Source organism: Haladaptatus sp. T7 (genome assembly GCF_026008575.1).
GTDB lineage: Archaea > Halobacteriota > Halobacteria > Halobacteriales > Haladaptataceae > Haladaptatus > Haladaptatus paucihalophilus.
The window spans coordinates 137309-149926 of the sequence record NZ_BROP01000008.1 but is presented as its reverse complement, the minus strand read 5'-3'; the positions used below and the strand labels follow the sequence as shown (position 1 = coordinate 149926).

Genomic DNA, 12618 nt, shown 5'->3' with positions numbered 1-12618 from the left:
TCGGTTGTGACGGGGGTACTTCGAAGCCCGGAATCGCTCAAATCGCCACGAACCCGGCTCCGAAAAAGACGATTATCGCTGTCAGTTCAGCGAGAGGTTGATGGTCTTCGTCTGGGTGTAGTGTTCGACCGCTTCGAACGCCGTCTCGCGTCCGATTCCGGACTGTTTGTAGCCGCCGAACGGCTGTCCGGCGGGGAAGTCGTTGTACTGGTTGACCCAGATGTTGCCCGCCTCGATGTCCTTCGCGGTTTCGTAGGCCTTCGTCACGTCGTTCGTGATGACGCCCGCCGCGAGACCGTACTCCACGTCGTTCGCCCGCTCTATCATCTCGTCGTAGTCCGTCCACTCGAACACTTCCTGAACGGGACCGAAGATTTCCTCCTGCACCGCTTTATTGTCGTGGTCGATGTCGTCGATGAGCGTCGGGGCGACGAAACAACCGTTCTCCAACGCCTCGTCGTCCGGCGCCTCGCCGCCGGTAACGAACGTGGCACCGGAGTCGCGGGCGGTCTCGATGTACTCCATGGTTCGGTCCACCTGCTCCTGTGTCACCTTCGGACCGAGGTCGGTGCTGTCGAGGAGCGGGTCGCCGACCGTGAGGTCTTCCGCGGCCGCGGCCAACTTCTCCACGAACTGGTCTTTGATGTCGCTGTGGAGGAACAAACGCGACCCCGCACAGCAACACTCGCCCGTGTTGAAGAAGATGGAGATGATCGTGGTCTGAACCGCCCTGTCCAAATCGGCATCGGGGAAGACGACGAGCGGACTCTTACCGCCGAGTTCGAGCGTCAGGTCGGCAACGTTGTCCGCCGCGTTCTTCATCACGGATTTGCCGACTTCCGTCGAACCGGTGAACGCGAGTTTCCGCACGTCGGAGTGCTGGGTGAGCGGTTCACCGGCCTCCCGACCGTATCCGGTGACGACGTTGACGACGCCGTCCGGAAGCACGTCGTCTATCTCCTCCATCAGTTTGAGAACGGTCAACGGCGTCTCCTCTGCCGGTTTCAGGACGACGGCGTTTCCGGCGGAGAGGGCCGGACCCAGTTTCCACGCCGCCATCAGCAGCGGGAAGTTCCACGGGATAATCTGTCCGACGACGCCGTAGGGTTCGCGGATGGTCTGTACGTGTCGGCTGTCGTCCGTCGGAACGGTCGTCCCCTCGTTCGTCCGCGCCGCTCCGGCGAAGTACCGGAAGTGGTCGGCAACGAGTCCCATGTCGATTCGCGCCTCGGTAATCGGCTTGCCGTTGTCGAGCGATTCGAGCGTGGCGAACTCCTGTTTTTTCGCCTCCACTCTGTCGGCGATGGTTTCGAGGACTTCCTGTCGATCTGCGGTGGAGTAGTCTGACCACGTTTCGTCGTAAGCCTCCCACGCGGCCTCGACTGCGCGGTCGATATCGTCCGCATTTCCGGCTTGTACGTCGGCCAGTACCTCGCCCGTCGTCGGGTCTCTCGTCTGAAACGTCTCGCCGGAGGCGCTTTCGACCCACTCCCCGCCGATGTACAGCTTCAGTTCGCTCGGGACGACTTCGGCGGCGGCGGTTTCGTGGCGTTGTTGAATCTCGGTTTTGCGTTCACTGGCTGATTTTGTCGACATCCCGCGTTAAGAACCGTTACGGTTCCCAATAAGTGTATGTATCTAATTCCGACATATGTAACCGAATATGGTTTCTTTTTCGGCTTATTTTGATGATTCGGGGCCTGTTTCAATTACACCCCCCTCTCGTTTCGAGAGTGTTCGGATTTCCCTGTGACGCGCGCTGGGACGAGCGAGAGGGCACACTACCCGACGGCTTTCGAGGCCATCAGAGAGGCGGAACGGACCTCGAAAGCAGATTCTATCCGTAACGAGCGTTGTTAGAATTTTCAAAGAGGTGCCCATCGAGACTGGAACACTTACAAAAGAAATCCCCATTCACCTCATCGTTTCGTATCGAAACCCATCTAAGTACCAACGACCAGATGCCGATAATGGCTAGCCGTCGTGACATCGCTCTCTATCTCTCGCTCGCCGCCGTGTGGGGGACCGCGTTCCCCGCGACGAAAGCGGCGCTCGACGGGTTTCCGCCGGTCGCTCTCGCCGCCGTCCGCTTCAGTTTGGCCGCGTTCGTCCTCTTCGCCGTCGCCGCCGCGACCGGGCGCTCGCTCCGACCGCGTGGGCGAGGTGACTGGACGCCCGTCCTCGTCGGCGGCGTGTTCAACATCGGCCTGCATCACGCGCTCCTCTTCGCCGGGCAGGTGTACGTCACGAGCGCCGTCGCATCGACCCTCCTCGGCCTCGTCCCGGTTCTCACGCCCGTCGTCACCTCGGCGTTCCGCCCGGAGGAGTCAATCTCCGTACGGGGTGCCGTCGGCGTCCTCCTCGGGTTCGTCGGCGTCGTCCTCATCGCAAACCCGAGCGCGGGCAACTTCTTTAGCGACGTGGGCGTCTGGTTCGTCCTCGGGGCCGCCGTCGCGTGGGTCGTCGGGGCCGTGTTCACCGACGAGGACGACGCCGGACTCTCCGGGCTTTCCCTCCAAGCGTGGATGCTCGCCGTCGGCGCGCTGGCGCTCGACGCCGCGGCGTTCGTCGTTCCGGGACAAGGCTTCGCCGCCGCCGCGCCGACGACGAGTTCGTTCGTCTGGGTGCTCTACCTCGCCGTCGTTCCCGGCGCGCTGGGATTCCTCGTCTACTTCCGCCTGCTCCACCGCCTCGGCCCGATAGAGATGGGACTCATCGAGTACGTCATCCCGCCCTTCGCCGCCGTCTTCGGCTGGCTCGTCCTCGGGGAAGGACTCACCCCGACGACCGGCGGCGGCTTCCTCGCCATCCTCTGTGGGTTCCTCCTCGTGAAGTGGCCGCGAGTCGTCGGCGGAATTCGGGGCTACGTCGATGGACGCGCTGCTGGAAGGACCGACTCTTCGAAGGCCGACTGAGCTGGTGCTGGTGCGTGGAACGGTTCGAAAAAAGGAACGTGGAACGGGAGAGACGCTATTTACTCGAATCTATGCACACGACGTGTAACAGATGTAGTTTCCGGAGCGAGCGGGACAGTCTTCACCCGACGAGTAACAGCGACACTCACCGTTCCGCTGATTACAGGTCGTGTGGACACGGGTCGCGTAACAATCCGCTGTGCCGTTGGGATGTCCGATCCTGAGACAGGAATTGTCCGTGCAGTACGAACTGTCCGAACAACTACTCGCCTGCACGTCCCCGTCGGTCGTCAGCGGGAATTTCGTCCTGTCGAGTGAGGGGTCGATGGCGAACTCCTCTCCGGACGATTTGGATTCGACGAGCGCGTACTCCTTCCCGGCCTGCGGTTGGATGTGAAGGGTGAGGTCGTACTCGTCGGTCGTCTTCGAGAACATGAGATGGGCCGTCCGAACGTCCTCCTGATTCGTGTACTCCGTGACGGTCCATCCGTCGGTGGCCCACGAGGCTTCGACCCGCGTGCTGTCGAGTTTCGTGTCCAAATCGAACACCTCGGGCGACGGTCGTGCGATGATGTCGTGTGCGGCCAGCTCCGCGAGCACGTCGTGTCCGCGGGAGGCGAGCGTACTCCGATGTGCCCCCTCATTCAGATACTGCTTTTCGAGTTCCCGGTCGCGCTCCGGCTCCTCTGCCATGACGCCACTACTACTGAGGGCGACAGCGCCGATCGCCGACGCACCAGCTTTTTTGAGAATACTTCTCCGGTTGAATTTTTTCTCAGACATGCATCTAGTTTCCATTACTATGGATAGTTAAATCTTATTCTAGCTAAAATTAAATTGGACTATTTTGGATGGTGAGATATGGGCGCGGCACGAGTTCGAAATGGAACGTGGCGAGCGCCACTAAACGAGGATGTCTCGGCTCAGTACTCTATCTGCGTGATTTCCTCGACCGGCCACTGGCTGAGAATCTCGACGCCGTTCTCGCGGACGACGACCATCTCCTCGACGCGGACGCCCTGTCGGTCCGCCGGTTCCATCGTCTCGACGGCCATGGTCATGCCCTCCTCGATTTCGATGGGGTGGTCCGGCGAGATGCCGCGCCAGATGAGCGGCACTTCGTACAGTTGGAGGCCGAGGCCGTGCGCCCAGTGGTTGGTCGTCATCTGCCAGTGGTCGGTGGCGTCGTACCAGTCGGCGTGTTCGCCCTCCATGTCGGGGAAGCCCTTGCAAATCTCGTCCGTCGTCGCGCCGGGTTCGATGCGTTCCAGCACGTCGTAGAGGTTGTCGCGGGCGGTTTCGTAGGCGTCCTGCTGGGCTTGCGTCGGCTCGCCCATGCTGAAGGTTCGGTAGTAACAGGACCGATAGCCCATGAAGCCGATGTTGTAGAAGTCGGCGTACACGATGTCGCCGGGACGGATGATGCGGTCCGTGGTGTTCGCCTGGTGTTTCGGCCACGTGTTCGGGCCGGAGGTGACGTAGCCGCCTTGGACCATCGCGCCGAGCCCCCACAGTTCGCGGGTGGCTTCGCCCCACACTTCCGACTCGCGGACGCCCGGCTTTGCGGTTTCCGTGATACGCTGGAAGCCCGCTTCACAGAGCGCGGCGACCATCCGCAGACACTCGATTTCGTCACGCGTCTTCACCTTGCGGGCGTCCTCCATTACCTTCGCGCACTCGTCGGTGCGGACGTCCACGCCGCGGTCCTCGAACTTCGAGATGAGGGGAGCGTTGCCGATGTCGATTCCCATCGGTTCCTTCGCCACGCCGTACTCCTCCATCGCCTCGTAGACGAGTCCGGCCATCTTGTCCTTCAACCAGTCGCGGGCGGAGTCGCGCCCGGACGCTCGCGGGACGTTCCCGAGGCCGGGGCAGGCGTAGCGGATGTCGGAAATCCACGGGCAGTTGAACTGTTGGTTGCTCGCGTGGTCCGCCGTGTCCCAGTGGACGATATCGCCGTCCTCGGTGAGCAGGGTGTAGTGGTCGGCCCCGGACCCGCCCGTCATGGCGAGCCCCGTCACGTAGCGGACGTTCGGGTCGTTGATGAGGAGCATGCTCCCCAGTCCCGCTTCGCGCATCCGAGTGAGAGCGCGCTCCTTGCGCTCCTCGCGCATCCGCTGCATGTCGATTCGTTCCTCCCAATCGACGCTCATCGTTCCGCGCGTCCCTTCCATGAAATCGCGTTGATAGAACCCCATGCGAAACCGTACACGGAGCGGCGTTATGTAATTTCCCGAATCGTCCGTGATAGATTGTCGCCTACACGTTCAAGATGGTCCGTTCCTTCGTCATGGGCAATGAACACACACGACACGCCGATTCGAGTGGACCACGTCGGCATCGCCGTCGAATCCATCGAGGACGCCGAACCGATTTTGCTCGCCCTCGGCTGCGAGCGACTTTCGGTCGAAACGGTCGAGGAGCGGTTTCGGTGGGCGTACTATCGGTTGGGCGACGCCTCCCGACTCGAACTCATCGAACCGATAGCCGACGACACCTTCCTCACGGACTTTCTCGACCGACACGGACCGGGGCTGCACCACGTCACGCTCGAAGTCGCCGACATCGCCGCCGTCGTCGAATCGCTCCGCGAACACGGGATTCGCGTCATCGACCGAGCCGAATTCGATACGTGGACGGAGGCGTTCGTCTCGCCGCGAAACCCGAGCGGCGCGCTCTTCCAGTTGATGGAGTACCACGACGATTACCACGAAAACCGGCGTCCGCCGCGGGAGTTGTTCGTCAACGGGAGTCGAGTCGGGGAAGGAGGTCGGGAATAGAATCGGACGAAAGATGCGCTTAGACGCTGATTCCGAGGTGTCTGTCCATCAGTTCCTCGTTCGCCTCCAACTCCTGCGGGGTCCCCTCGAAGACGATTCGCCCTTGGTCGAGGAGATACGCCCTGTCGGCCAGCGAGAGCGCGACGGCGACGTTCTGCTCCACGAGGAAGACCGTAATTCCCTCCTCGTTCAGGTCGCGGATGAGCGCCTCCACGCGTTCGACGATGAGGGGGGCGAGGCCCTCGGTCGGTTCGTCCAGCATGAGCAAATCCGCGCCACAGACCAGCGCCCGGGCGATGGAGAGCATCTGCTGTTCGCCGCCGGAGAGGTCGGTGCCGCGGCTGTTTTTGCGTTCTTGTAGGTTTTCGAACGCGCTCGCGGAGAGGACCTCCTCGACGGATTTTCGCCGCGCGCTGTCGTTCCCGCCGAGCGCCCCGACGGAGAGATTTTCACGGACCGTGAGACCGGGAAACACCCGTCGCTCTTCGGGGACGAGCGCGATACCGTGCTTGACGGATTCGACGGGGGAACAGCCGGTGATGTCCTCGCCGTCGAACCGAATCGTGCCCGACCTCGGCGTCAGCGCGCCTGTAATCGAGCGAAGCGTGGTCGTCTTTCCGACGCCGTTTCGACCGATGAGGGCGACGACTTCGCCCTCCGGAACGTCGAGCGAGACGCCCGAGAGCACTTCCGTTTCGCCGTACCCCGCGCGCAGGTTGTCGATGGAGAGCATCAGGTCCGAACACCTCCGAGGTACGCGGCCTGCACCTCGTCGTTCGCCGCCACCTGCGCCGGCGTTCCGGTCGCGAGTTCGCGGCCGCGGTTGAGCACCGTGATTCGGTCGGAGACGTTCATGACGAGGTCGATATCGTGTTCGATGAGCAACACCGTCCGGTCCGCGAGGACGTCGTCGATGAGCTCCATCGTCGCTTGCGTCTCCTCCACGCTCATCCCGGCGGTCGGTTCGTCCAGCAGGACGACCCGCGGGTCCGTGGCGAGCACCAGGCCGATTTCCAGTCGCCGTCGGTCGCCGTAGGCCAGCGCGGAGGCGCGTTCGTCCGCCCGTTCCGTCAGGCCGATTTGCGAGAGGACCTCCTCGACGCGCTTTTCGACAGCGGGAAAGTCGTCCGTCGGGTGGAACAGTCGTTGTCGCGGGGAGAACCGCTGGCCGGACTGTGCGGCCAGTCGGACGTTCTCACGAACGCTGAGACCGCTGAAAACCGTCGTTATCTGGAACGACCGCCCGATACCCTGACGAACCCGTTCGTGCGGCGGGAGTCGAGAGACGTCCTCGCCCGCGAACGTGATGGTCCCCGAGGTGGGAAAGAGTGCGCCGGAAATCAGGTTGAACAGCGTCGTCTTTCCCGCCCCGTTCGGGCCGATAACGCTCCGAAACTCGCCCGCTTCGACGGCGAGATTCACGTTGTCGGTGGCGACCAAGTTCCCGAACTGCCGCGTCAGGTCCGTGGTTTCGAGGAGCGCCATCAGTTGCTCACCTCCGAGTCGGGTTCCGCGACCGGTTCGGGACCGCCGCCGGTCTCGTCGTTGGTGTGCCGGGAAAGCATCGCCGGTACCGAGACGAGGCCCTCGGGAACGTAGATGACGAAGAGGACGAACACGACGCCGAGGATTCCCTGCCACTGTTCGGTGAACGACTGTAGGAGTTCCTGCAGGCCGAAGAAGACGCCCGCACCGATCATCGGTCCGTACAGGGTACCCATCCCGCCGAGGATGGTCATCACGATGACCTCGCCGGAGTTTATCCACGCGAAGACTGACGGCGAGACGCCGCCGGTGTGAATCGCCGAGAGGCCACCAGCCAGACCCGCCAGTCCGCCGCTGACGACGAACGCACGGCGCTTGTAGGCGGTCACGTCGTAGCCGATGAACGAGGCGCGCTCCTCGCTCTCGCGGATGCCCTGGAGCACGCTCCCGAACGGCGCGTTCATCATCCGTCTGGCGAGGAGGTACGACCCGACGACCGCGGCGAGGACGAAGTAGTAGTACAGTTCGATGTCGCCGAGGAGGGACACGTCGCCGACCTCCGGCCCGCTCGTGAGTCCGTACACCGGGTCGAATCCGAACAGCCCTTCGCTGCCGCCCGTGAAGCCGACCTTCTGGACGAGTTGGAAGAACAGTTCCGCGAAGCCGAGGGTGATCATCGAGAAGTACACGCCGGAGACGCGAATCGAGAGGTGGCCGACGGCCCACGCGACGAGGGCCGCGACGACCATCCCGACGCCCAAGGCGACGAAGACGGACGGCATCCCGTTTTCGACCGTAAGGACGGTGCTGTACGCGCCCAATCCGAAGAAGAGGACGTGGCCCAGCGAGACGAGTCCGGCGTAGCCCATCACGAAGTCGAGGCTCAACGCGAACAGCGCCCAGACCAGCGTGGTCAGGAGAAGCGAGTTCACCTCGTAGGATGTGTAGAGGACGCCGATTCCGAGCGGTGCGAGCGCGAGGAGAGCGACGACGAGCGCGCCAAGACGGAAGCGCGTTTGGCCGTCCAACACGCCGCCACCGCCGCCGGTCAGCAGTTCGCCGCCGCCGTCCGAGGATTCCCACTCGGGGTTGCCGAACAACCCTTGCGGGCGAACGAGCAAGACCCCGATCATCAACAGGAAGATGACCAAGCCTTCGAGATTCGGCAGAAACGCGTCCAAGCCGAACGGCGGACTCCGGAGGAACGTCTCGATGAGACCGACGCCGAACCCGCCGACCACCGCACCGCGGAAACTTCCCAATCCGCCGAGAACGACGATGACGAAGGCAGGGATGATGACCGAGTTTCCCATCCCCGGGTTGACGCTCTGTTTCGCGCCGAGGACGATTCCGGCGAGCGCGGCGAGGAACGCCCCGAAAGCGAAGACCAACGTGTAGTAGCGGTCGATGTCGATGCCGAGGTGACGAACCATCTCGCGGTCCTGTGCACCAGCGCGAACGACGAGGCCGAACCGCGTGCGATTCAACAGGAGCCACGTTCCGACGGCCATCACGACGCCGATGGCGATGACGAAGAAGTTGTACTTCGAGTAGCTGAACCCGAGCAAATCGACGGGACCGCGGAGGAGCGGTGGCTGGGCGAACTGCTTGGCGTTGTCCCCCCAGACGAACGAGATGACGTCCTCGAAGATGAGGACCAACCCGAACGTGAGGAGGATGTGGTACAGCGGGTTTCGCCCGTAGAGCGGGCGGATGGTGCCGCGCTCGATGACCGCCGCGATGAGGGCGACGACGAGCGGCGCGACGAGCAACGCGAGCCAGAACATGCCGCCGCCGGTGCCGACGGCGACGATGGCGACGGCGAGGTACGCGCCGAGCGCGAAGAACTCCCCGTGGGCGAAGTTGATGACGTCCATCACGCCGAAGATGATGGAGAGACCGGCCGCTAACAGGACGTACACCGCGCCGATGGTTAACCCGTTCAGGAGTTGTTCGAAGAATACCCCCGCCATATCAGAGCTGGCAGCCGGTTTGGTCACACGGCGGTATCGCGTCGTCGCCGCTCACCTTCTCGATGAGTTTCACGTCGGCCATCGGACCGCTCTCGTAGACGTTCTGTCCGACCCAGACCGGGTTTTTCGCCTGATGGTCACAGCTCCGGAACTCGTTTTCCCCGAAGAGGGACTGCATCTTCAGTCCGCCGAGCGTGTCGGCAACGTCGTCGGGGTCGGTGCTTCCGGCCTCCTTGATTCCGTTTGCGACCATGCGGATGGAGTCGTACGCGACCCGCGCGAAGTTGCCGGGTTCGCTATCGTTGGCGCTCTTGTACGCTTCGACGAACTCCTGATTGTCGCCCGCGTCGATTTTGGGGACGTATCGCGTCCCGCTGTAAACTCCGTCGGCTTTCTCGCCGAGCGCCCCGCGAATGACTTGGAACGACCCCGTGGTCGTCATCACCTTCTTCTGGTCGGTGAGTCCCTGCGCGTTCGCCTGATTGAGGAACTCGATGAGGTCGCCGCCCGTCGAACCGACGACGACGACATCGGCGTCGGAGTTCTTGATCTGACTGATGAACGAATCGAAGTTCTTCGCGCCGAGTTTGGCCCGCGTGACGCCCGCTTCCGAGAAGTCGGCGCTCGACCCCTTCATCCGCGAGCGCCACTCGCTGAGGACGGATTTCCCGTACGCGTAATCCGCGATGTGGAACCAGACGTTGCTCCCGAGGTTGTTGAGCGTCCATTCGGAACACGCCTCGGCGATTTGGGCCGTGTTCGTCTCACAGCGGAACACGTACTTGTTACAGTTCGCACCCGTGATGGGGATGGCCGCCGCTCCGGGGGAGTAGACCACGCTCTCCTCCGTTGCGAACTCGTTCAAGCCCAGCGCGACGGAACTGGAAATCGCTCCCATGACGAACGATGCACCGTGCTGTTCGACCAATTTCCGCGCCTCTTGTTGCCCGGTCTCCGCGTCCGCCTGCGTGTCGCCATACTGCGCGTCGATGGTGAAATCGTACTCGTCGCTGTCGTTTATCGTCTTCACCGCGAGTTTCGCCCCCTTTCTCTGTTCCTTCGCGAGTCCCGCGTACGGTCCGGTCATCGGGTTGAGAACCCCGTACTTTACCGTATCGCTCCCGCCCCCTCCGCCGCCGATGTCGCTGAGACAGCCAGCAACCCCGGCAATTCCCCCCGCCCCGACCGCACCCAGAACGGCGCGCCGAGTCGTCTTGAAACCGTTCGCCTGTCCCGTATTACTGTCAGCCATGGCAACAAGGAGCAAATGGTGCATAATAAATGATTGTGTATTCGTAAGTGAATGTTTTTGATGCACCCAACAGCGGTGGAAGATTTACACGAAGGTGAGAAACACGCCGGAGGCGTCGAGTTTAGCGTTCACAGACGTCTCCGTTTCTACTCCTCGTCGTCGGTCGGGGTCGAAGGAGAGACCGACCGAAGAGAGGACGACAAACAGCGGAAACGATGGTGTTGAATTTCCGGGCGAAAGTCGCCTGAGCCGACATGCTTCGCGCCTTTTATCACAGCACGGACTGTGCCCTCGAACGAAATGTACAAGCACGTTGCCTTGTTGGTGCGCAAGGACGACATGAGCCACGAGGAGTTCGTGGAGTACTGGCAGAACAACCACACGGAAATCGCCCGTGACATCGAAGGCGTCGTCAAATACAGCACCGTCCTCCCGGTGACCCCCGACGCCGCGGAGTTCGACGGTCTCGCCGAACTCTACTTCGAGGATTTGGACGCGCTCCACGACGCCCTCGGCAGCGAGGGCAGTCGCGACTACGACCCCGACAAAGGCAAGGCCAAGGAAGCCCGCGAGGACGTGGACAACTTCCTCGCACTCGAAAAGCGACCGCGATTCATCGGCGAAGTCGTCACCCAGAAGGACGAGGTTGACGGCAAAACCGACGGCCTGTACAAACACTCCGCCTTCCTCGTTCGCAAGGACGGCATGAGCCACGAGGAGTTCGTGGACCACTGGCAGAACAACCACACGCCCATCGCCCGCGAAATCGAGGGCGTCGTCAAATACGACACCGTGCTCCCGACCGACCCCGAGAACGCCGAGTTCGACGGCATCGCCGAACTCTACTTCGAGGACCTCGATGCGCTCCACGACGCCCTCGGCAGCGAGGGCAGCCGCGACTACGACCCCGACAAAGGCAAGGCCAAGGAAGCCCGCGAGGACGTGAACAACTTCCTCGCGCTCGAAAAGCGACCGCGCTTCATCGGCGAGGAAACGGTACAGAAAGACGAGACGCGAGACTGAGCGCGGATTTCGGTCGGACGTGTTTGGAAGCCCCCAGCGGGGATGGTCCGACGACACCACGTATTTTTGTCAGTCGCGCGCGTTTCGAGAGCCATGCGCGTGAGTGCGGTCCTATCGGTCGTGTGCCTCGTCGTGCTCGCCGGATGCGTCGGAGGCGGGTTCGGAACCGACGGCGGGAACCAATCGACCACCGGAACCACCAAGGTAGAGGAAACCGCCACCGCGGCGTTCGTCACGAACGGCGACCGAACGACGGTCGAACTCGAAGTCGCAAACTCCTACGACGAGCGCGAGCGCGGACTGATGTACCGGAAGTCGCTCCCGAAAAACCACGGGATGATATTCGTCTTCGAGAACCCGTCGGTGCAGTCGTTCTGGATGAAAAACACCCTCATCCCGCTCGATATGATATTCGTTTCGCCGAACGGGACGGTCCTCAACGTCGCTCACGCGGACACGCAGCCGAACGCGAGCGACAGCGAACTGCGGACCTATCGAAGCGACGGGGACGCGAAGTACGTCGTCGAGATGCGGCAAGGATTCGCGGAGCGAGTCGGCATCGAACCGGGAACGAAACTCGTGTTCGAGGGGGAGCGGCCGACGACCGAGGAAAACTGACTTTTCGTTCTGCAACGACGGTTGTGATTCAGCATCGTTACCACAGAGCACGGTGAACGGACTGCCGGGGGAACTGCGAATGGAGATACGACCAGCGAACGGGGAGGATTTCGAATCGGTCCGGAACGTCGCACGGCGTGCGTGGAAGGAAGCATACGAGAATTTCGTCGATGACGAGTCCATCGACGGGACGGTATCGTCCTGGTACTCGGACGAGTCGCTCGCGGCGGCCGTCGAGAAACCCGGAACCGTGTTTCTCGTGGCAACGGGAGCGGACGGACTTCTCGGGTTCTGTCATGCGGTCTGTTACGAGGACGAAGGTGACTTGCTCCGACTGTACGTCGATCCGGACCATTGGGGGGATGGCATCGGAACCGCACTCTACGAGCGATTACGAGGCGATTTCCGGGACATCAACATGAAGCGAATCCGGGCGATGGTGCTCTCTCAAAACGATATGGGGATCGAGTTTTACCAGCGACTCGGATTCGAGAAAACGGACGAAGCGACCGTCGAAATCGGTCCCGGAGAGTACGACGAATCGGTGTACACGGTTGCGCTCTAACCGGAGT

General features: G+C 62.2%; 12 protein-coding genes. 5 read left to right on the top strand and 7 right to left on the bottom strand.

All coding sequences use genetic code 11. The annotated features are described in order from the left end of the window. Nucleotides 1-81: 81 nt before the first annotated feature. The gene (locus OPC11_RS19405) at nucleotides 82-1596 is read right to left on the bottom strand and encodes an aldehyde dehydrogenase family protein (RefSeq protein WP_264783026.1); all 1515 of its coding nucleotides are present in this window, start codon (nucleotides 1594-1596) and stop codon (nucleotides 82-84) included. Between the two features lie 374 nt (nucleotides 1597-1970). Here OPC11_RS19405 and OPC11_RS19400 point away from each other — a divergent pair, with 374 nt between their 5' ends. Continuing rightward, nucleotides 1971-2915 (top strand): DMT family transporter, encoded by a 945-nt coding sequence (locus OPC11_RS19400; protein WP_264783025.1) that lies wholly within the window; start codon nucleotides 1971-1973, stop codon nucleotides 2913-2915. Nucleotides 2916-2984: 69 nt separating this feature from the next. Here OPC11_RS19400 and OPC11_RS19395 read toward each other — a convergent pair whose 3' ends face one another. Beyond that, nucleotides 2985-3608, bottom strand: coding sequence for a hypothetical protein (locus tag OPC11_RS19395; RefSeq protein WP_264783024.1), 624 nt, complete (start codon nucleotides 3606-3608; stop codon nucleotides 2985-2987). 230 nt (nucleotides 3609-3838) lie between these two features. Beyond that, entirely contained in the window at nucleotides 3839-5113 is a 1275-nt protein-coding gene (locus OPC11_RS19390) for a M24 family metallopeptidase (protein ID WP_264783023.1), read from the bottom strand. Between the two features lie 99 nt (nucleotides 5114-5212). On the opposite strand from OPC11_RS19390, the gene OPC11_RS19385 reads away from it, so the two are divergent. Then, nucleotides 5213-5695, top strand: coding sequence for a VOC family protein (locus OPC11_RS19385; protein WP_007977153.1), 483 nt, complete (start codon nucleotides 5213-5215; stop codon nucleotides 5693-5695). 19 nt (nucleotides 5696-5714) lie between these two features. On the opposite strand, the gene OPC11_RS19380 is transcribed toward OPC11_RS19385, so the two are convergent. From OPC11_RS19380 to OPC11_RS19365, 4 genes are read right to left on the bottom strand one after another with little or no spacing between them, the layout of a single operon-like run. Then, nucleotides 5715-6428 (bottom strand): ABC transporter ATP-binding protein, encoded by a 714-nt coding sequence (locus OPC11_RS19380; protein WP_264783022.1) that lies wholly within the window; start codon nucleotides 6426-6428, stop codon nucleotides 5715-5717. Continuing rightward, the gene (locus tag OPC11_RS19375; RefSeq protein WP_264783021.1) at nucleotides 6428-7180 is read right to left on the bottom strand and encodes an ABC transporter ATP-binding protein; all 753 of its coding nucleotides are present in this window, start codon (nucleotides 7178-7180) and stop codon (nucleotides 6428-6430) included. The genes OPC11_RS19380 and OPC11_RS19375 overlap by 1 nt, the downstream gene beginning before the upstream one ends. Further along, entirely contained in the window at nucleotides 7180-9153 is a 1974-nt protein-coding gene (locus OPC11_RS19370; RefSeq protein WP_264783020.1) for an ABC transporter permease, read from the bottom strand. Before OPC11_RS19370 ends, OPC11_RS19375 begins: the two co-directional genes overlap by 1 nt. Nucleotide 9154: 1 nt before the next feature. Continuing rightward, nucleotides 9155-10405 (bottom strand): ABC transporter substrate-binding protein, encoded by a 1251-nt coding sequence (locus OPC11_RS19365; protein ID WP_007977145.1) that lies wholly within the window; start codon nucleotides 10403-10405, stop codon nucleotides 9155-9157. Nucleotides 10406-10705: 300 nt separating this feature from the next. Here OPC11_RS19365 and OPC11_RS19360 point away from each other — a divergent pair, with 300 nt between their 5' ends. The 3 genes from OPC11_RS19360 (at nucleotide 10706) to OPC11_RS19350 (ending at nucleotide 12611) form a co-directional block, all read left to right on the top strand. Further along, nucleotides 10706-11428, top strand: a complete 723-nt coding sequence (locus tag OPC11_RS19360) for an EthD domain-containing protein (RefSeq protein ID WP_007977142.1) — start codon at nucleotides 10706-10708, stop codon at nucleotides 11426-11428. Nucleotides 11429-11521: 93 nt separating this feature from the next. Next, nucleotides 11522-12046: a DUF192 domain-containing protein gene (locus OPC11_RS19355; RefSeq protein ID WP_264783019.1), complete on the top strand. Its 525-nt coding sequence runs from the start codon at nucleotides 11522-11524 to the stop codon at nucleotides 12044-12046. A gap of 79 nt (nucleotides 12047-12125) precedes the next feature. After that, nucleotides 12126-12611 carry a GNAT family N-acetyltransferase gene (locus OPC11_RS19350; protein WP_026177949.1) on the top strand — a complete coding sequence of 162 codons (486 nt, stop codon included), beginning with the start codon at nucleotides 12126-12128 and terminating at the stop codon, nucleotides 12609-12611. Nucleotides 12612-12618 lie beyond the last annotated feature (7 nt).